The following is a 20,016-nucleotide window of genomic DNA, read 5'->3' as shown; positions in this document are numbered from 1 at the left end:
AACCTCGAAATAGTTACCTCATAGTACCATAACCTTAGATTCTGAGAACTACTTTCTTTTCTTTATTGACGAAGAACCTTCCAATATTTGTTGACACCTATTATCTTAACTGATATATTTCTATAAAACATACTATTCCTATATGAATTAAAAAAACGGAGGTCTTTTCCATGCCAATGAAACCATTGAAGTCTCACAAGCCCTTGCAAATAGCACTCTTAACAGCTGTCCTCCTAGCCTCAGTAAGCCCACTAAGCTCAGCTTCTGCAGCAAGTGATTCAGCTCTCTCATACAAACAGTTTTTGAACGATAAATATGCCATCACCTTGTCAGACTCCTTATCCAAAGGTGATTTCGTTATCGCTGTGAACAACATTTTGAAAGCTGAAGCAAAAGATCAGACCAATGTCTTTACCGATTTACAAAAGGACAGTCCTTATTTCAAAGCAGCGCTTGCTTTACACGAAAAAGGGATTCTATCCGAAGGCAAACTGCAAGGGGATCAACCGCTTACCCAATTACAGGCCACTTTCATTGCTTTGAAAGCCTCCGGCTTGAAAGAGCTCGCCTATACGTATCCCAAAGATAAAATTAAAGCCGCTCTGGCGAAAGTACATATTGACTATGATCAAAACAATCAACTAACACTTCAAGCCGCTCAAGAGCTGGCCGCTGCTATTGATACGGGGCTTGTCTCATCCGATTTCCAAGCGGATACAACTGCTAACCCAACCTTTGCTAACGACCTGCTTGGCAAAATTCTTACTTTTACTGGCCAATATAAGCATTATCTTGGATCGACTTCAGATAGCGATATCTTCCGCAAAATTAACGATGCCTGGCATACCGAGGACATTATTTCGTCCACCGATTTGCGCGCTGTCTTCGATGAAGCTTTGAAGAAGAATCTCGTTACTGGGTACAACTTGAAGGATTCTCGTTTCGATGCAAACTTTGATCCCAAGCAGTCTCTCACTTACGGACACTCTGACATTACGCATGCGATTCAGCTAATCGGGTTGCTGCGCAGCGAGAACATCCAGGCGAAAGTACAGCTCGAGCCCAAAACATCTGCTTTCATTTACCTAAAAGAGTGGGGCGAGCCGACACAAACTGAGGATTATCAAGTCGTCCAGATTGAGAACGGAAACTTCATCGCCTATGCCAAGGAATATGACATTGAGTTCGAATTCGATAACGCTGAGCAAAAGAACAAATTCCAACAGATCGTTCTCCAATATGCTAAAAAGAACAGTGAAGACCAAACAGGACTTATTTATTCTTCCTGGTGGCAGCCACTCTACTATTCCTTAACCGAATTGAAAGACTACAAGGTGATTGCTAACAATAAAGTCACTAAGGGCCATTATTATGCGCAGTCTTTCTCCCTCAGCGATAAGTCGGAAGAAGTTTCTGCTGGTCTAAAGAAGATCAATGCCAATTTGAACGTCGACTCCTATAAATTCTGGGTGGACGAGCCCTTCTACAATTACTTACTTGGCGATTTTAAATAAGAAACAAAAAAACAGTTGATCGGGATCCCGACCAACTGTTTTTTATTTATCGTATTGTGGCATTATCCGCCGTAAAGAGACGCAGTTCAGAAATGGACCACCAATGCGAGTCCACTCCTGTTTGCACGATCTTCACAAAACGTGCCGTTTGTGTCGGGAATACCGCCGTTACCTGCGGCACTTTTCCTTCGCCGGAAGCAACTGAATGGCTCCAGTTTTCTCCATCGCTTGACACATAAACCTCGTAACCTTTGGCGAAGTCATCGTGACTGCGTCCACTATCCATGACGACCTGATCAAAGGATTGCTCCGCGCCCAAGTCAAGAACGACAAAATCACCGTTCTTCTGCTCGCTGCCCGTTGACCAGCGTATATCCATGTTCCCGTCGAGCATAGCCTGAGCGTTTTCGCCACCTGCTGTGGAAGACGCTGTTGCTGTCCAGCCGTTAACTACAAGGGGCTTTTGCTTGCCGATGCCGTAATTCATTACGTTGAGCTCGGCAACAGACCACCACTTATCAGCCTCGCCGGTTTGGACAATCTTCAAATAACGTGCACGCTGAACTGGGAAAGTAATGGACATCGTTCCAGCTTCACCATTCCCTGCAGCTACCTCAGTTCCCCAATTCTCACCGTCATCGGAAACATACAGCTGATAACCGCGTGTATAGTCATTCGCAGAGTTTCCGGGAGTTAAAGTAACGCTATCGAAGCTTTTCTTCGCGCCCAAATCAACTTGCAGCCATTGGCCATTCGTTTGGGTCTTCCCGTTAGTCCAAAGAGTATTGCTAATTCCGTCCAGCATGTTAGCCGTAATGTCGCTACCCTGCGTGGAGGAAGCCGTTACCATCCATGTTGAGCGATCGAGCGGGCCAATCTCATCAGGTGGTATTGGCGTTTCGGTTACTTTCCCGAATTGAGCCGTTTTGATCTCAGAGATGGACCACCAGCTATCATTGGCTTTGGTAAGGACGATTTTCACAAACTGGGCTGTTTGTTTCGGCAGAGATACCGCAATGCTCGGAGATGTTCCGTTGCCGGAAACGACCGGGTCTCCCCAATTTTCTCCGTCCTTGGAGGTATATATCTCATAACCATGTGCGTAATCGTTCCAGTTCATGCCAGAGTTCATAAACAGAGTATCAAAGGTCTGTTCGGAACCTAGGTCTATGCGCAGCCAATCGCCTGCCACTTGTGTTTTGCCGGAGGACCACCGTGTCGACAGATCGCCATCCGTTAGGTGCTCCACAGCTTCTCCGCTTTTAGAAGCTGTAATCTTCCACGCAGAACGATCTTGGTACTTAATACCATTGGACGGATCTGGGCCGCTTAGGACGCTATTTTTTAGCGGATCAACCGCTACCAGCGCGTTGGCATACACCGTTGCGGAGCCTAAAGCACCGTCTTTATTAAAGAAACGAATCGTTTTGGCGCTTTCCGAAGGATTCCAGATTTGCGCTGTATACACGCCATCTTTCTTATACACAGTTACCGCTGGATCATCAGCCCAAATATCCGAGTTCCGATGGCCAAGCGACTCCATACTGTGTGTAAACCAATACGCATTAAAGACTTCATTTTGCTGCATATGTGTGGTATCCCACTTGTTTAATACCGATTTAGGATCACTGATCGATTCAAATGGCCAGATAATGTGATACCAGGCACGCTCCTGCCCGCCTTCAATTTCACTGATCAATCCTTGATACAAAGCAGCCGCTTTCTCCGGCTGACGGCCGTAGTAAGTCATCCACTCTGCTGGCGGCAGCCAATGAATGCCGTATACATACTCCGGATCTCCATTGAAGAAAGTAGTAAAGGCCGTCGCACTACCATAGACTTGACCTGCGGTGGCATGATTGTACCCTTTCACCCAGTTATCGCCATCATAGTTAAACCAGTACTGCTCAGTGGCTTTCTCTTCGGTCGTAAAGCCCCAAATTCCCGCATCGCGGTACGCATCATTGCCAGTTACGAGGCCCCACATGTATTCGCCGACCCAGCTGAAGAGCGATTCGCCGGCAGCTTCCTGGTTGTTGCCTGCGTGATTATCAGCATAACCACCTGCCCATGAATGACCTTCGTATGGGTCAAAGTTCCGGAACCATGGGAACTTGCTGTCGGTTTTGGACGGATTCGCGTAATCGCGGATCAGGGTTTCAACCATATCGCCATAGTCGCGCTGGAACCCCTTATCGTAAGTCGCCAACACGGCAGAAGCAAAGATGTAATACCCATACGTGAAATGATGGTCAGTCAAGCCGGTATTTAGACCAAAACCCGTATTGTAGGCCATCAAGGAACCCCAGTATTCCGAATAGTGGAAATAAGTGCCGTGTAATTTCTCATCTCGCGAATACGTATACCAATCGGTCAAAATGGTTCTAAGTTTAGCCAAATAGTGATCTCTGCGCTGTGTATCGCCAAGCTGGTCGCTGATCAATACCGCAAGCGCAAGCGGATGAAGCTTCTTACCTTGCCAGTATGGATCATCGATCATAAACCCGTTCGCCACATCGGCATCCAATTGATCCAGATAAGCTATAAGCTGAGCGCGGGAATAAGTCGGATCGTTCGGCTCGACAAACTGCGGAATCAGGCCGTTAAAGCGATCCGAAGTTGTAAATTTATTGCCTACATTTACTTTTAGGGTCCCGCGGATCGAAGGATAGCTGAGATCCGTAAGCGGTGTAGTCGCAATTTTCCATTGATGCGGAAGCAGTGTCATGATCGTATCCGCAGAAAAACCTGGACGTTTCACTTGTGTAGTAGTCGTAAAATTCGTATTCACTAAAGATGATTTTTCATCGAAATGGTAATCCACTTTGGTGTCGGTAACAAAAGCATACGCATGCTGATAAAACAAACCAAGTTCAGTTGCAGAAGGAAGCGCTGCAAGTGACAGATAATTTTCACTGGAGCCCAACTTGATTTTGATTGTGTTGCCAAGCTTCATGAACGTTGTTCCCTCAGGAACAAAGATGCCGTAACTACGAACGAAGGTCTGCGGTGTAGGCGCCTTGTCCTTGTTCGTTACTTCCAGACCAATATGGTCGGCGGTATAGACATCTCCATCATTCAGCAACACCGGATTGTTATTATCATCAAACAAACGGGTCATGGCCGGCGCTTGCAGGATAACAGCATCTGGATTTTCATACGTGTTATATAGGAAAGGCGATCCTTTTACAAAGGTAGTGCTCATTTTGGCCGTATTGTCATCACTGAGGATCACGGTAGCCGAATAATCACCGTAGCCGGAAATTTTGGTTTCTATTTGAGCTGGATTCAAATTATTACTGTTTAAGTAGAAATCTGGATCACCATCAGCATCGATGGAATTGCCATGAGCGAAACCAGCTCCAGGGTTCAACACAGCAAGCCCTTGCTTTGTATACCAATTCTTCAGCGGCAGTGTAATGAGGCTGTTGCCATCACCCAGTTTGGAGACCAGAATAGATTGCCACCAATCGTTTGAAGGAATCGGTGTTTGAATATTGGAAGTGCGATACGTAGGGTTCTTAGGCTCTAATTGTGTAATATCATTTTTTTCGTAGCTGCCTGCTCCTACTTGTACGGCAGTGGCCGTCGGAATATCCCGAATGTCGTAAGTTGGCTTCGGGTCTCCTTCACGGTAAGCATGTACTTTGAACTCGTACAGCGAGTAACCGTTGGAGCTGCCGCGTGCGATGCCGGCCATTTTGACATAACGTGCTTTCGCGTAGACGGGAATTGTTTCTTGGCCGCCGCTACCGTTCAACTGCCGGAAAATGGTTGTCCAGTGTGTCGCGTCATTCGAAACCTGGATGTCATAAGCCCGTCCAAAAGCGGCCTCCCAGTTCAATCCGATACTGCCGACTTCGCTTTCTTGTCCCAAATCCACATAGATCCATTCATTCTCCTTGTAGATGGAAGACCAACGTGTATCCTTATCTCCGTCAGTTGCATTTTTGGCTAGATAATTTTTTCCAAGCATCTTCGCTCTATCTTCAGCCGATTTGCTCGGCTCCGTATTCTCAAGGGAAGACACCGTTACCGGGTGATTGAGCGCCAGGTCCGGGGCAGCAGGTTTCGGAGGACCACCCAAACCGCCCGTTCCATACACATTGAATTCTATAATGGAAATTCCGTATGGCTGCTGGGCACGTTGCGTGCTGAATAGACGGACATAACGTCCTGAAGCGGAAACATCCGTAACTACTTCGCCTGGTTTCCCTTCAATAACCGGAGTCATATCGTGCCAATGAAGCTCGTCATCGGATACCTGAAGGGTATAAGCGCTGGAATACGCATTTTCCCAATTAACAACAACTTTCGTGAGGTTGCTACTTGCTCCCAAATCCACATAAATCCACTGCGAATCCTTCTTCCAGACGCTTTCCCATCGGCTATACACATTATCGTCTACAGCCATATCCGGTGTATTTCCTCCTAATGAGGACGAAGCGTAAACGGATCTGTTCATGGACAACAAATAACTATCCGATTCATCCGCCTGTACGTTTGGCGCAGACAAGAACGGCAAACTGGCAATCATCACCAGAAGTGCTGTTAAAGCATGAGCCCAACGAAAGCGTTTTTTTCTTTTCTCAGTATACATGTGTTTCATCTCTACTCTCCATCTCTGTTTATTTGACATGTCCGTGCTATTGTAAGGGAATGTCACAATTACAACAAATTATGAATTAGTTACGTATAGATAAAAAAATTTATAATTTCAGAAGATTTATATGTAATAAAAATTATTATGTCAGATTCAAAATTTTGTGATTTGTTTGATGAAATTCTGCGATTTACAATAACGAAGCATGTGGGCCACAATCCGCGGCTTGCGTGCAACTATATTCCTAAGGAGTTGTACGTCAAACCAATGGCAAATAGCAGGCATTTCGAGATTGTTTATTTACTATGTAGCAAAAAGAGAACAACAGCCAAAGAACTGGCGGAGCATTTCAACGTTTCTACACGCACAATCTATAGAAATATTGAAACCTTAAGTGCAGCAGGAGTACCGGTTCAGTGCAGCAAAGGAAAAAGCGGCGGGATCTCCCTCTTGGACGGCTCCTCACTAAGTTCTTCCCAAACAAAAAAAGAGCAAAATGAGTTTCTCATTGCTCTTCAAAGTTTATCTACGCATGATGTTCACAAAAGTGATGAGATACTCAGCAAGCTCGGCCACTTCTTTCATACGATTTAACAGCTGAATCCCACGCATATTTGAATTCCGACACACTTCCATACCTATCTTCTCTATTTGGTTCCACTGCCTTGAGAGCTACTTCATAGAGCTCTTTTCCTGCCTCCCAATGCTCATACGAACGATCGCGCTCTCCTCCAAGCAGTGCAAATGCTGTTGCCCCCATCGTAAATACATTGGTACAGCCATCAATCTCAGCACCGAGAGTAAACTCTTCCGGGGACATATATCGAGAGGATCCCCATAATCTTCCCATCGTATTGACATAGGGTCTTCTCTGATAAAGATCGATATCGCATATTTTCGTCTCATTGTCAGAGAAATTGTACAGTAAACTCCCGTCATAGAAATCAATGGCAACATAGTTTTTTCTTTCGATAAATGCATGAAAGCTATAAATTCGTTCCAATGATGCCAACCTTTGCTCGACTGATAAGTGTTTATATCTATAGAATGGGGAGTTGGGATCGTGATATTTCGCCGGGGGCGGAAAAGACCAATGCGGGTGAAGAGATTCCCCCGCAAACCATTCGAACACAGCCGCGTATCCTGAGCCAACTTCAAAGTGATCAACGAGTGTAATGAGGGAGGGGTGACTCAAATCTTTATATAGAGGTATAGCATTTCTCAAATTATTTATTGCCTCTTGCGGGTCACCGGAATATGTTAGGCATTTAGCACCGGCATATTTGACGAACCATTTTTCGCCATTTCTCTGGACACCAAAGCTTATATTGCCAGAATCCTGCTGATCGAAGACCTCAAATACACGACCTAACTTTGTGAGCCACCCGAAGTCGTGTTCCTCTTGCAGGTTGAACATAACATCGTCAATTTGGATATTAATCATAGAGTTCCTCCTCGAATTGCAACTAGTTCTTATTATTTAACTTCAAATATTGTCTTGGCAGTGAGATCATCAGGATGAATCCGTACAATTCCTTCTGAATTTAAATCTATCATAACTTCAACTTCTATTGTGTATTTCCCAGGCGGTACTGCATGACGTTTTTTATTTTTTAAGTTCCATTCCTCATTAAAAATAAGCTTATCATCTTTTTTCAAATTCCTTATAATGAGTGCCTGGGTAAATGCCCTATTGATCGACCATCTGTAAATCTCTTCCTTCTTCTCATTGTAAATAAAAATATCATACTGTTGTCCCGACCCATATGAAATACGTTGTTCTTTACCCGAAACATTCTGAAGATTAAAATTAACATTTAATTTCCCATCTTCATTTAAAACCTCTAGTGATGTTTTAAAGAGCCCTGCAACTGATTTGGATTGTTCATCTTGCTTTTTTTGCAATTCATTTTCTACTTCCGGATCTGGATTTACAGCTAATTCAACCCGGACGGGTTCGAATGTTTCATGAGGTTTACTTTCATCATTGACGCTAGTAGGACAAACCAAAAGCAGCACACTTAACAAGACAATCGCCGAATTTTTTCCAATTCCCATCGTCATTCACCCCCAAGGGCTTAGACGGAATAAAATAGAAAAATGTTCCAACTTTTCTAAACTTTTTACCACTACTCACTGATGAACCTTCCTATAATCCCCAGACGTAGTCCCAACCATTTTCTTAAAAGCCCGGATAAAGGACATTTGATTCAAATAACCAACCCGCGAGCCGTGTGGGAATGCGGCTCTGATTCGCTCGCTGGTGCTCATCACCTTGTTGATCCCCGCGTTCCATGCCTCTTGTATCCATTGCTCTGTTGTATTCATGTCTTCACTCCCATCCGTTGTGCTCCTAGCATAAACAGATCAGCGAGTAGGCTCAATATACATGTTTTTGTTGGATTAACAGGAGAATAAAAGAGGCTCTTGTGGGCGGCGCTATCGGGTTAGTCCATTGGACGAAATCCACTGAAAAGCTAATCGTGGTCTTATAGCGCCGGATTTAACAGGTACATTAACAGGAAATCCTCCCGTTATTTCAGCTTGATCACACCCAAAAATTCAATTAACTGGAAATAATCCTGTTAATTTGATCCAACATCCGTGTTTCCCAGCTCAAACACCTCAATTAAAGGGAGAAATTCCATTTATTCTTGTTATAGCTGCGTAACTCCGCAAAGTAGCGGGAGAATTTCCCTTTAATTGAAAGCGGCTGCCCCCAAGTCATGATAAATGACTGACTTGGAAACAGCCGCTTTGTTGGTGTCACGCCTTGTTGCTACTTCGCTAACGGACACAGTCGCGCTTATTTGGCACAAATCCGGCCAAAACAAAAGCTAACGGACTCCAGCGCAGCTATTCGCGTTATCCGTGCGTGACTAGCGTGTCTATGGCCTAATTAACGGCTCTGGAGTCCGTTATTCATGAAATAAGGGTCAATTTCGGCCAATAACGGCAACGGTGTCCGTTAGAGCATCGTAGACACGCCCTCCAGCTATTTTCGTTGAAAATTATCCAACGAGGCTAATTTTTCCACAGCCTCACCTAACATAAAAAAAAGCTGTCCCGAAGTCATTTAATGACCGAGGGACAACCTTTTTTGTGACCTTTTGGGACAGCCTAATCTATTATTTGATTTGTGCCATATGCAACAACGCAGTGAGAGCTTCTGCTCTTGTTGCACCATTCATTGGTTTGAAGCTTCCATCCTCATATCCTGCAATGATGCCAAGTTCCGCAGCTTTTGCGATAAAAGACTGAGCCCAATCCGGAATGGAGTCTGCATCCTTAAAGGAGCTATCCTTCTGGTTTCCTGCGTTCACATGAAAAGCACGCATCAGCATGGTTGTCATTTCAGCGCGGTTGATTAGCACGTTTGGACGCAAGGAGCCATCCTCGTATCCAGTCAGTATGCCCGCTTCCACTGCCGATGCCATTTGGCCAGCAGCCCAGTCTGGTATATCCAGCTTGTCAGTGAAAGTAATGCCGGTAGATGAACTTTTGAGCCCAAGTGCACGTACAACCATCGTCGCGAACTGCACGCGTGTAATTGGCTCATCCGGTCTCATATTTCCATCCGCATAACCATTGATGATTCCTTTTTCAAATGCAGTAATGAACGTTTGCTTTGCCCAATGAGACTTCACATCAGGCCAGCTAGCATGTGATCCCGTCTCTTGCTCTTGCTCTGGCACTGACCCTGACTCTGGCTGAATTAAAAGCACGGCGAATTTGCCTACTTCGGATACAGCTACAGATATGGTTTCACCTTTAACATCGCCACCTAGCTCCAACCACTTCCCTTGAGCCACGTTATATCGGAACACAGAAGGTCTGCCCGCTCCCACGTTGGAAGATTTGAAAGCAAAAGTAAGAATTAATGGCTTAGTCGTTGCGCCTGCTTTATCCTTCATGATCTCAAATACCGGGCTTAGTGCAGGGTAGTTGCCAACACTTACGGATTCATTACTCTTTTTGAGGGTCAGCTTTAAGCCCGCCTCTTCCACAGGCAACTGCACGGAAAGCTCTTCATCAAGCTTCACTGGATCAGGCAATACCTGGCTGCTTCCGCCTCCGCCTCCACCACCACCTGAACCCGGGATATCGGCAGATTTTCGGTAAATCGTAACATAAAATGTTTTGCTCACAGATCGGATTAATGATTCTACTTGAACCCTAACGACATTCATACCTGGATTCAGAGCAATTAGTTGGCTGTCTGTACCGCTTTCTATCAAGTGAGATTCACCATCAGCTGTGATTACATGAACCGTCGACGACGGATCCAAGACCACTGGTTTCAGCGATATGCCCGTAGTACTCGCAGGAACTTCTACAGCGTATTGCAGCACATTGTTTGCGAAGGCTGGAGATAAGCTGCCTGCTGATACATCGAGACTGCTTAACCCAAATTGCTGAGCAATCATGATTTTATATTCACGGGTAAGCTGACCATCTTCCGACGTCACTTGAATCATGATCTCCTTCTGATCATTAATCGCGATTGACATCGTTGGCGTGCCGCTTACAACCGTCTGTGGCTCATCGCTTCCAGCACGCACAGTAATGAGCGAGTTCGCATCCTCAGCTGTTGGGGTTAATGTGAAACTTGCTGCGCTTAAAGGAACTGCGGCTGTATAAACCAGCGTATCCGTAGCGAACACCGGATCTAGCTTGCCTGCGGATAACGCGAGTCCAGTCAATCCTGCTTGTGTACCTGGCTTCCGAACGGTTACAGTAGCTTGGGCTTGAACACCAATTCCGTTCGTTGCCGTAATAACCGTGCTGCCTTCTCTAACTGGGGTCACATTACCCTGACTGTCTACGGAAGCTATTGTTTGATCCAATGAACCCCAGACGACTCTCTGATCCACCGCATTAAAAGGAATCAGATTCACTTTCAGCTGTTTGGCTCCGCCTCCAAGACTAAGGCTTAGTTCAGAACGATCTAGTTCAATACCTTTCAAAGCCATCTCATACACAATACGCAAATAAGGTCTTTGTTCAACTGTGCTGTACTCAGATGTACGGAATTGTTTCGTACCAATGATGTTTGAATTGCTGGCATCCGCGAATGTTTCACGTTTCAGTAGGACACCGTTATTTAAATCAGGATTCGCCGTCCACTTTTGTACGACACCCGTTATATCAAATGTGTTCCATTTCGGACTTTGCGTCACGATCTTGCTGTCAATCACAGCAGGATCATAGGAATTAGTACCGTTAGTAATGTAGTTTTCCCACGTTACCTCACCTGGCTCGCCGGGGGCGCCGTCATTGCTGCTGCTGTTCCCGCCTCTTCCTTCAACCCAAGGCGTATTCGCTTGATGCACAAAGATTTCCTTGTCCGTATTCGCTATCGTCCCGTTGCTTCCGCGAGAACCAAAATGATACAAATTCAGAGTTGCACTCGTGATCGTTGCGCCTTCAGGAATAGGTAAATGATCGAATCGGATAAGACCGTATTTTTCGTCCATAACACTTTGATTATAGTAACCGACTTCTATCCCATGCTGCGCTCCAAAGTTGTACTGATAATATTTATTTCCTTGGCCTCCAGTTCCCTTGGAAATCTGGGTATCGGTTGTCCCGACATAACCTCCTACTCCTTCTTGGAGTACAATGGCTGTTTTGGCTGCTTCAATCGTATACGTACGCTGCACCTTTGCTCCCGGCGAAGTAACCTGTACAGTAATCAGATTATTCCCTATCTCGAGCTGGAGCGCATCGCTTGGCTGTCCACTGGTGACCGGCTTCGCTTCTCCATGATTGAGTGATACCGTTATCGTCGATAGGTTATCCTCTGTTAGCGCTGTGACTTGAACCTGATTATTCGCTTCCGGTACAATCGCTGTATAATGCTCCAAGCTGCTGACAAAAGCTTCGGTAAATGTTCCGCTGCTCAGTGACAAGCCAGATAGATTCGCATTAATACCTGAAGATTCAACGCTTATCTCCGCTGTCGCCTCGAAGCCTCCATCCAACGACTTTGCTGTAATGGTTGTAATCCCTGTTCGAACTCCTGTCACGATACCATCTGCACTGACTGTTGCGATTGTCTTATCCGCAGAATTCCACAGCACATTGTGGTTCGTTGCATTAGCCGGCTGTAAAGACGCCGTTAACTTTGTTTGCTCGCCAATTTTAATCGTTTTTGATTTCGGTGCCACATCAATCGCCGTTACTGGAACCGAATACGTCACCGTTAACTTTGGACGCCAATTCTGCACCCCATTCTCAGAGGAGGAAAAAGCATAGGAGATTTCGCCTGGATCTAGCATGACTCCATAATTCGTGCTGCTATCAGCCAGCCAATCGCTCACAAGCATCGCCATGTCAACAGATTGCCAGCTATATAACTCAGTGCCTACTGCTTGTCTTGAAGCAACGCTGTCCGATGCTGGTGGCTTCGTTGCCCAACTTACCCAATTCTGACCATCAGGTACCGTGCTGCCAGTTGTCCCCGTTCCACTACCTTCCGCCCATGCTGCAGTTATTTTATGCAACTTCAAATCTCTTGCTATCGATGGATCGGTCAAGTTGCCTGTTCCAACTAGATACATCTCCAGTTTGGCGCTCTCCACCTTGGCTCCTTTGGGAATAGGTGCAAGGTCAAATTGGATCAAACCATATCCACGGTCACCCGTTTGACTATCCTTCACTTGCTGTCCGCCATCAGAGAGCTGAAGCTCTGCAATTTGAACGTAAGGGTCTCCGCTGTTCGCCGTAATATTCAAGCGATAGTGCGCATAGGCCGTTTGATTGTTAAAATCTTTATAGAACTTGGTTTGATTTCGATTAATAAACACTTCGTTTGCCCTTGTATCCAAGGTTACCCAATCTGAACCATCCATCGAGCCTTCAAATTTCCAATTCCGTGGATCTCTCCCTGGCGCATCCTCTGCAGAAGATATCGCATACCCCTGTACCTTCGTCGGCTGCTCCATTGTCATTGTAATGATAGAAGTATCCTGGAAAGCTAACCATTTGGTTGTTATCGCAGCATCCAACAGCTTCTCTTTGGTTTCATTGGCTGGGTTTGAGCCTATTGCCGTAATTGCGCTTACTTTTTGCGTTACCTGGCCTGGCATCCAATTAATAAGCGGGTTGATCGGCCCCATTTTTATCTGGGAATTGCCTCCAAAGTTATGCAGATGGTTATCGTTTGCTGTTAATTCCACAACATGGGTATCCGCCGTCCCTGTATAGCCGTTTAATCCATCTTGAAGGACAACGGTTTGCGTTACACCAGGATTGCCGCCTTCGGCATCGCGTCTATCCTTCAGATACTTCAACAACAGCGAGGTCGTATCCGTTTGGAACATATCCACTCCGCGTCCCAACAGCCATGGATAACCTGCCGTCGGATCCGTAAGGAAGGCATAATCCCCATGTCTGCCTACCAAGCCAGGTACCGAGTAAATGGTGTTAACCCAAGCTCTTGCTCCGAGGTTATGCATATTTTTGAGAAATGCCGGGTCCATAACCGGATCATCATCGTTGCTGAAGCTTAGCTCTACAGCAAGTGTAGGAAATAGTGCTGTCTGTGGATTTAAATAATCATAGACACTGCCTTGATCCGTAGCAAGCAACATATACAACGGTTCAGTTGCCGAATCCTTAAATTGCGTCATAAAGGAAGTAATGACGGATTTATAGCTCCCATTTGCTTTATAAAGTGCATGATCCGTCGTATCTGTTCTTTCAAGAATTTCCCACATACTATTCAGATTTGCTAGATTAAATGCGTTTTTATTATCCAAATTAATCATAATATGGCCACGGGCAACTTGCATGGCTTCTTCTAAAGTCGGTATTTTTTCACAAGGATTACTCACGGCTCCGTTAAGCGTTTTGAGACAAAAGTTCTTGATCTCAGAAAGCGTGAAGGAAGAAACGCTTCCGCTACCGTTCGTGGTACGGTTAATCGTATCATCATGCATAAGAACCGGTACACCGTCTCGGGTATTCCGAATATCCAGCTCTACCATATCCAAGCCTTCAGAGATTGATTCACGGATGGAATCCAGCCCATTCTCCGGCTTTCCGTTGAGCCAATTTCCACGATGAGCAATCACCATAACATCGCCGTTCGGATCCAAGAATTTAGAGATAATCTTATCGGCTTCCCCACCAAGCAGCCTTGGTGCCACTTGAATTGTATATTCATGTACGCCTACTTCACCTGGCTCCAGCGGCTCAACAGACTCAACCTTTACAATAAGTGTGGCTCTGCCAGAGTCGAGTGCAAAAGGCAAGCTCTTGCTGCCTGAGTTAACCGTTTGCGGCTGTCCATCTCCGCTGCGAACCGTTATCTTCGCATTCAACTCGGATGCTGTTGGTACTATACTAATTTGCCTCGCGTTTAGCGGAACCTTCGCTGTGTAACTAAACTGATTCGAGCTGAAAGTTGGATCAAGTTTAGCTCCATTCAGGCTCAAAGCAGCTAATGTGCCTTTGTTGAAAGCAGCCGTTACTGTCACATTCAATGAAGCTTCAAATCCTCCAACTGCTGCTTTTACTATCGCAGTCCCTGCCCCAACGGCCGTAATATTACCTGTTGCATCAACCGTTGCTACTGCAGTGTTCGAAGATGACCACACGATATCTGTATCCGCAGCATTTAAGGGTCTGGCAAATGCGTTAACACGTATCGGAGCATCTCCCACAATTAGTGTCACTTGCGTGCTGTCCAGCTTTACGCCCTGCAGTGGCAGCTTATAGGTCAGACTTAGCTTCGGTGTCATTGCTTCACTCGGCGCTGCGGCTATTGGGTATTGTGCGGAAGCAAAATCCTTCGTTGAAGTGAGTGTGCCCGCATTGCTGGTTGAATCGGCTTCTTTCATCACGACTCCATAATTAGGCAAGCTTCCGTTCATCCAGCTTCTTACTAAATCTGTTACCGGCCAAGAGTACCATACGTTTAGCGCTGTTCCTACATTAACTTTATTATTGTAGGTCACCGAGGTAACTGTATCATTGTAAGAGGGTCTGGTATTCCAAACTACACCTGGTGCATTCACGGTTCCATCAAAGCCGGTTCCTGTACCTTCGACCCAGTCACTTGTCAGCTCGTGAACATAAATATTTTTATTATTGAAAGGATTGCCATTGCGGACACGCGTGCCCATCAGAAATAAATTCAGATTGGCTTCAGAAATGATCGCTTGAGAAGGAATTGAAGCCAAGTCAAAACGCAAGAGCCCAAGCTTCCGGTCCGTCATTAATGCATCATAATATCCTACTTCAAACGCATTATTCATACCGGTGTTTTTTGCCCCGTGTGTGCCTTCACTGACATGCGCATCTTTTGTACCACTATAGCCATTGATGCCCTGCTGAAGAACGACAGCCGTCTTAGGCACCGTAATCCGATAAGTACGACTTACGGTACTGTCGCTGGACGTCACTTTTACGGAAATGATATTATTCCCAATTTCCAGTTTCAATGGCGAACTGTTCGTTCCGCTTGTCACGGTTGTTGGGCTCTCACCATTCATAGAAACGGCAACGGTCGCTCCATTCTCCTCTACAACAGGCGTGACGGTAACCTGATCATAGGCAACAGGAACAGCAGCGGTATAATCTGTTGTATCTGGGCTAAATGTCGGATTAAGACTGCCTATACTGACATTTAACTCAAGCAATCTGGCGCTAGATACAGCATTCTGTTTCATATTTTCTGGTTCAGCAGCGGCTGCAACTGCTGGCAGCACAGAGATCATCGTTGACCAGAGCAGGATAAAAGAAAGCATACAGGAGTATGTACCGCGTAGAAATGATCGTTTATTTTGGTGCATGATTAGTCCTCCTTATAAGTACTAGGTCGTTTCATCCATCAAGGTTTATTCGTATTCACGGTAGCTTCACTCAAGCATGAGATACAAACATTCTCCGAAGCTTCTAGTTGTTCTTGGGTCTTAAGCATTTGATCCCAATGCTTCTTACTCTTCTTCTCCGTGGCGGGCACATACAGCTTTCTTGCAGCTAGTCTCTGTATCGTGCTTTCTCGTGCTGATAAGAACGGCTTCTCATCGTGATTAGGTTCACTGCCTTTTAAAATAGAGAGCTTAGAAGCTTCAGGCAATAAACGCTGTTGAATAGCTGGGGAAAGCAGGAAGGCCATAATCTGTCGTACAGCGCTTTCCATCCCTGCATCTGACTTCAACATAACAAAGCCGCTCACCCGTGCCTCCAATGCTTCCTCTTCGCTAAATGCTGGAAATGGCAAAACACCAAATTTAAAGGTTCCTCCAATATATTGCTCTAGCATGAGTTCCTTTTCCGATGACGATAAAAGTAAGCCAGCATTGCCGTTAATGAAATCACTCACGGCCAAATGATGCTTAAGGGGAGGCGTTATTTGATAGCGATAGATCATCTCGTGCCATAATTTGAAAATTCGTTCCACCCTAGTCTCGGATGCCGGATCTTGAAGAAAGATGCTGCTGCGCAAATACCAAGGTGTTTCTGGGTCCATGACAAGCCCCCAAATATCCGTCTTCTCATCGCCATCGTGATCCTGCGTCAACTTCATGCCAATGGACACTAGCTGGTCCCAAGATATAGCCTCGGTGTTGAAGGAAAGCCCTGAGTAGCCAAGCAAATTTTCATTGTAATAAATAACGGGAACAGCCGTGCCATAGGGCATAGCCCACATTTGGTTATTGTACTGAAAAGCACTTGCATATCTCGGGTCGATCAACTCCCCGATATCTTGTAACATGCGTTCGTCCATGGGAAGCAAGGCCCCCGTATCCGCCAACTCTGCAATCCCATAGGCACTGCCAATTTCAGCAAAATGGGGTGGTGCGTGTGCAGAAATGGCTGCCATCAGCTCTTCATGAAGCTGCTCTTCCGAGCGGAATGTACGAATTTGGATATGAATACCAGGATGCTCATTTTGAAAATCGGTCAGCAGCTCACTGACTGGTTTACTATAAATCCATGCTGTCAAAGAAACATCCGTTTGCAGAGCATACTGGAGAGGCTGATTTTGATTCAGCCGCATGATCCATAGCAGTATAAGCAGACATACCGATAGGGTTAATGCGGCTCCAAGCTTCCTTTTATGTTTCTGCCACCGAATGTTCAATGTCTTCACCGTCCTTTCATGCTGCTGAGCAGCTGTTTTACGAAATAAATTTGGAGCCCTTAGAAAACTGTTTAGCAACAATAAGCGATAGCAACGTACATGCCGATAGAAGGGTCGCAAGCGCAGCGCCCGCACCGTAATTAGAGCTGAATACTTCCGTATAAATGCTGATTGATATGGTTGCAGTCGCTCCATGGTACAGAACTATGGTCGTACTGAGCTCATTGATCACAGCCACCCAGCTAATAATTGCACCTGACATAACGCCAGGAATCATCATTCTAGCTGTCGTTTTGAAAAAGGTTTTCATAGGAGGAACGCCCAGGCTGATGGATGCCTCCTCGACACTCCGCTCCAATTGCTGCAGAATGCCCACGCTGGAACGAATCGTGTAGGAAATCTTACGAACCACGTAGGCAATCACTAGAATTATCCAGGTCCCAGTCAACAGCACTGGCGGTTTGTTGAATACAATAATAAGACTTATCCCAAGCACCGTGCCTGGAATAATATAAGGAAGCATGATGATTGAGTCCAACAAACCCGTAACCTTCGATGGCCTACGTACCAAAACATAAGCGACCAAGATCCCCATCACGATCATAATCGCCATGGCAGCCAGCGAGAAACTGAAGGTATTCATAATTGCCTTCGGTACTTTGTAGACAATCTGCGCATAGCTATCGAAGCTGAACCCACTGTGGAACACAGGGCCCTTCCTCTTCAAGAATGAGGAGATAATCACGGTCAATTGCGGTAAAATCGATATGCTTACGGGAATAAAAGCAAGGATTGTCAGCAGCCAGCCCATGGAAAGCGGCAATTGCATAACTTTGGCCACCCGCATGCCCGAGGTTGCGTAATTATGACGGGAAGAAATAAATCTCTGAATGAACAGCACCAGCGTTGAACATATCAACATGACCGCACTAACCGTACTAGCCATGGATAGGTTGCCTCCCATTTCATTAACGAACTGCTCGTATGCCAGTACTGGCATCAGCTTAAACCCTTGTCCCAACAGCATAGGTGTACCAAAATCGGCAAAAGATTCCATAAACACAAGCAGAGTCCCCGCAGATAGCGATGGAAGCACTAACGGCAGGGTTACCGTAAGGATGCGTTGCCAGGCTGACATGCCGAGGCTTTCCGCCGCCTCCTCCAAAGACGAGTCAATCGTTTTGAGCGCGCCCGAAACATAGAGATAAATATGCGGATAGAACTGCATCGTGAAGACGAATACGATTCCTTGCCACCCATAAATGGATTCAAACGGCACTCCGATCATGTTTAGAAACCTTGTAATGAAACCATTGTTCCCCAGCAGCAAGATCCAGGCATACGCCCCAATGAAGGGTGGCGACATCAGCGAAAGGATAATCAAGATATTCAAAGTTCCTTTGAAGCGAATGTTGAACCTCGTCGTCAGATAAGCTAAGGGCACACCGATTAGAACAGCGAATAATGTTGCAAAAAAGGATACCTTGAAGCTGTTGAACAAAGCGATATAGTAATATTTCAGCTTCATAAAGTTCATATAATTGTGCAGCGTGACCTGGCCCTCTTCATTAAAAAAGCTGTTCATCAGCAGAGTTGCCAAGGGGTACACAACGAAGCCGAGTAGAAACAAAAACATAACAATCGTTACAATTGTCCATACATCCAGCTTCTTCGACAGCAAGCGTTGGAAGACATTCGGCTGCCTATGTCGGTCAGGCACGATATAGAACCTCCTGTCCTAGACCATCAAAAACAATGGCCCGATCCAGTTGGAGGTCTACATACACATGCTGCTCTTGCTCAAGTAAATCTCCCGCTTCTGAAAGCTGATGATCCACTTCAAACAGCTGATTGCCTTCACTGCGGATACCATATTGGATTTTCCCACCAAGGAATGTGACTTGCTCCACCACCCCAGGTAACTGCTGAGGATGCTGGCGTTCTTTAACAATCATTAATCTCTCAGGTCGAATGGAGAACCATATTTTACCTACGTAATTACGCTTCAGTTTAAGCTTCAGTGTGATTGTTCCAAGTAGAATTGTAGCTAAACCTGTCATGGCGTCATATTTGTTAACGACAGCTTCGACGAAGTTAGAAGTACCTATAAAATGGGCAACCGTTCGATTCTCCGGATATAAATATATATCTTGCGGACTTCCGATTTGCTGCACAGTCCCCGCACTCATAACGGCTATTCGATCTGAAACCGCTAACGCTTCCTCTTGATCATGTGTTACATAAATGGTTGTAATCTTCAGTTTTTTTTGCAAAGCACGGATATCCGCTCTCATCTTGATTCTTAGTTTGGCATCTAAATTAGAGAGAGGTTCATCCATCAGCAGTAATCCCGGCTCGATGACAACCGCTCGCGCTAACGCAATACGCTGCTGTTGGCCACCGCTCATTTCTGACGGTGAACGGTCTCTCAAGTGCTGGAGTTCTACCATTTCCAAAGCTTCCATAACTTTTTTTTCGATCAAAGGCTTGCTTACTTTACGCGCTTTGAGACCGTAGGCCACGTTATCAAAGACTGACATATGCGGGAAAATCGCATAATTCTGAAATACCATACCGATATTGCGTTGATGCGTAGGTACCTCATTCATTAACCGCGAGCCAAAATACAAATTGCCTTGATCCTGACGATAAAAGCCAGCAATGATGCGGAGCAGCGTCGTTTTACCACACCCGCTTGGACCAAGAAGGGTAAAGAATTCTCCATCCTGAATCGTAAAATTGATCTGATTCACGGCGACAGAATGGCCAAAAAGCTTAGTCACTTGCTCAAATCCGATGTTCAT

At 45.6% G+C, this 20,016-nt stretch carries 10 protein-coding genes; 2 read left to right on the top strand and 8 right to left on the bottom strand.

What is annotated here, in order from left to right; translation table 11 throughout:
* The first annotated feature begins 170 nt into the window (after positions 1–170).
* Positions 171–1,514, top strand: a complete 1,344-nt coding sequence (locus GQF01_RS26305; protein ID WP_328803532.1) for a hypothetical protein — start codon at positions 171–173, stop codon at positions 1,512–1,514.
* Positions 1,515–1,560: 46 nt separating this feature from the next.
* Here GQF01_RS26305 and GQF01_RS26300 read toward each other — a convergent pair whose 3' ends face one another.
* Complete coding sequence (locus tag GQF01_RS26300; protein WP_161409842.1) at positions 1,561–6,123, bottom strand: discoidin domain-containing protein; 4,563 nt, start codon at positions 6,121–6,123, stop codon at positions 1,561–1,563.
* Positions 6,124–6,261: 138 nt separating this feature from the next.
* On the opposite strand from GQF01_RS26300, the gene GQF01_RS26295 reads away from it, so the two are divergent.
* On the top strand, positions 6,262–6,711 hold the full coding sequence (locus GQF01_RS26295) for a helix-turn-helix transcriptional regulator (RefSeq protein WP_161409841.1): 450 nt from the start codon (positions 6,262–6,264) through the stop codon (positions 6,709–6,711).
* Here the strand turns inward: GQF01_RS26295 and GQF01_RS26290 are convergent.
* The 7 genes from GQF01_RS26290 to GQF01_RS26260 all read right to left on the bottom strand — a co-directional run bounded on the left by GQF01_RS26290 (position 6,677) and on the right by GQF01_RS26260 (position 20,016).
* The gene (locus tag GQF01_RS26290) at positions 6,677–7,561 is read right to left on the bottom strand and encodes a protein kinase domain-containing protein (RefSeq protein WP_161409840.1); all 885 of its coding nucleotides are present in this window, start codon (positions 7,559–7,561) and stop codon (positions 6,677–6,679) included. The genes GQF01_RS26295 and GQF01_RS26290 overlap by 35 nt on opposite strands.
* 32 nt (positions 7,562–7,593) lie before the next feature.
* A complete protein-coding gene (locus GQF01_RS26285) occupies positions 7,594–8,175 on the bottom strand; it encodes a BsuPI-related putative proteinase inhibitor (protein WP_161409839.1) in 582 nt (193 codons plus the stop codon).
* A gap of 75 nt (positions 8,176–8,250) precedes the next feature.
* Positions 8,251–8,445, bottom strand: a complete 195-nt coding sequence (locus GQF01_RS26280) for a helix-turn-helix transcriptional regulator (RefSeq protein WP_161409838.1) — start codon at positions 8,443–8,445, stop codon at positions 8,251–8,253.
* Between the two features lie 800 nt (positions 8,446–9,245).
* Positions 9,246–15,917 carry a DNRLRE domain-containing protein gene (locus GQF01_RS26275; RefSeq protein WP_161409837.1) on the bottom strand — a complete coding sequence of 2,224 codons (6,672 nt, stop codon included), beginning with the start codon at positions 15,915–15,917 and terminating at the stop codon, positions 9,246–9,248.
* 38 nt (positions 15,918–15,955) lie between these two features.
* Entirely contained in the window at positions 15,956–17,212 is a 1,257-nt protein-coding gene (locus tag GQF01_RS26270) for an extracellular solute-binding protein (protein ID WP_161409836.1), read from the bottom strand.
* A gap of 37 nt (positions 17,213–17,249) precedes the next feature.
* On the bottom strand, positions 17,250–18,932 hold the full coding sequence (locus GQF01_RS26265) for an ABC transporter permease (protein ID WP_328803531.1): 1,683 nt from the start codon (positions 18,930–18,932) through the stop codon (positions 17,250–17,252).
* Positions 18,925–20,016, bottom strand: a complete 1,092-nt coding sequence (locus tag GQF01_RS26260) for an ABC transporter ATP-binding protein (protein ID WP_161409835.1) — start codon at positions 20,014–20,016, stop codon at positions 18,925–18,927. The genes GQF01_RS26265 and GQF01_RS26260 overlap by 8 nt, the downstream gene beginning before the upstream one ends.

It is taken from the genome of Paenibacillus silvestris, assembly GCF_009882985.1.
GTDB lineage: Bacteria > Bacillota > Bacilli > Paenibacillales > NBRC-103111 > Paenibacillus_E > Paenibacillus_E silvestris.
This window is presented reverse-complemented; position numbering and strand designations above follow the sequence as displayed.

What these genes read in the sequence shown, in the direction of transcription:
- GQF01_RS26280 (WP_161409838.1), bottom strand. Translation starts at nt 8,445, where the DNA reads ATGAATACAACAGAGCAATGGATACAAGAGGCATGGAACGCGGGGATC.
- GQF01_RS26290 (WP_161409840.1), bottom strand. Translation starts at nt 7,561, where the DNA reads ATGATTAATATCCAAATTGACGATGTTATGTTCAACCTGCAAGAGGAA.
- GQF01_RS26275 (WP_161409837.1), bottom strand. Translation starts at nt 15,917, where the DNA reads ATGCACCAAAATAAACGATCATTTCTACGCGGTACATACTCCTGTATG.
- GQF01_RS26295 (WP_161409841.1), top strand. Translation starts at nt 6,262, where the DNA reads ATGTCAGATTCAAAATTTTGTGATTTGTTTGATGAAATTCTGCGATTT.
- GQF01_RS26300 (WP_161409842.1), bottom strand. Translation starts at nt 6,123, where the DNA reads ATGAAACACATGTATACTGAGAAAAGAAAAAAACGCTTTCGTTGGGCT.
- GQF01_RS26285 (WP_161409839.1), bottom strand. Translation starts at nt 8,175, where the DNA reads ATGGGAATTGGAAAAAATTCGGCGATTGTCTTGTTAAGTGTGCTGCTT.
- GQF01_RS26305 (WP_328803532.1), top strand. Translation starts at nt 171, where the DNA reads ATGCCAATGAAACCATTGAAGTCTCACAAGCCCTTGCAAATAGCACTC.
- GQF01_RS26260 (WP_161409835.1), bottom strand. Translation starts at nt 20,016, where the DNA reads ATGAACATCGGATTTGAGCAAGTGACTAAGCTTTTTGGCCATTCTGTC.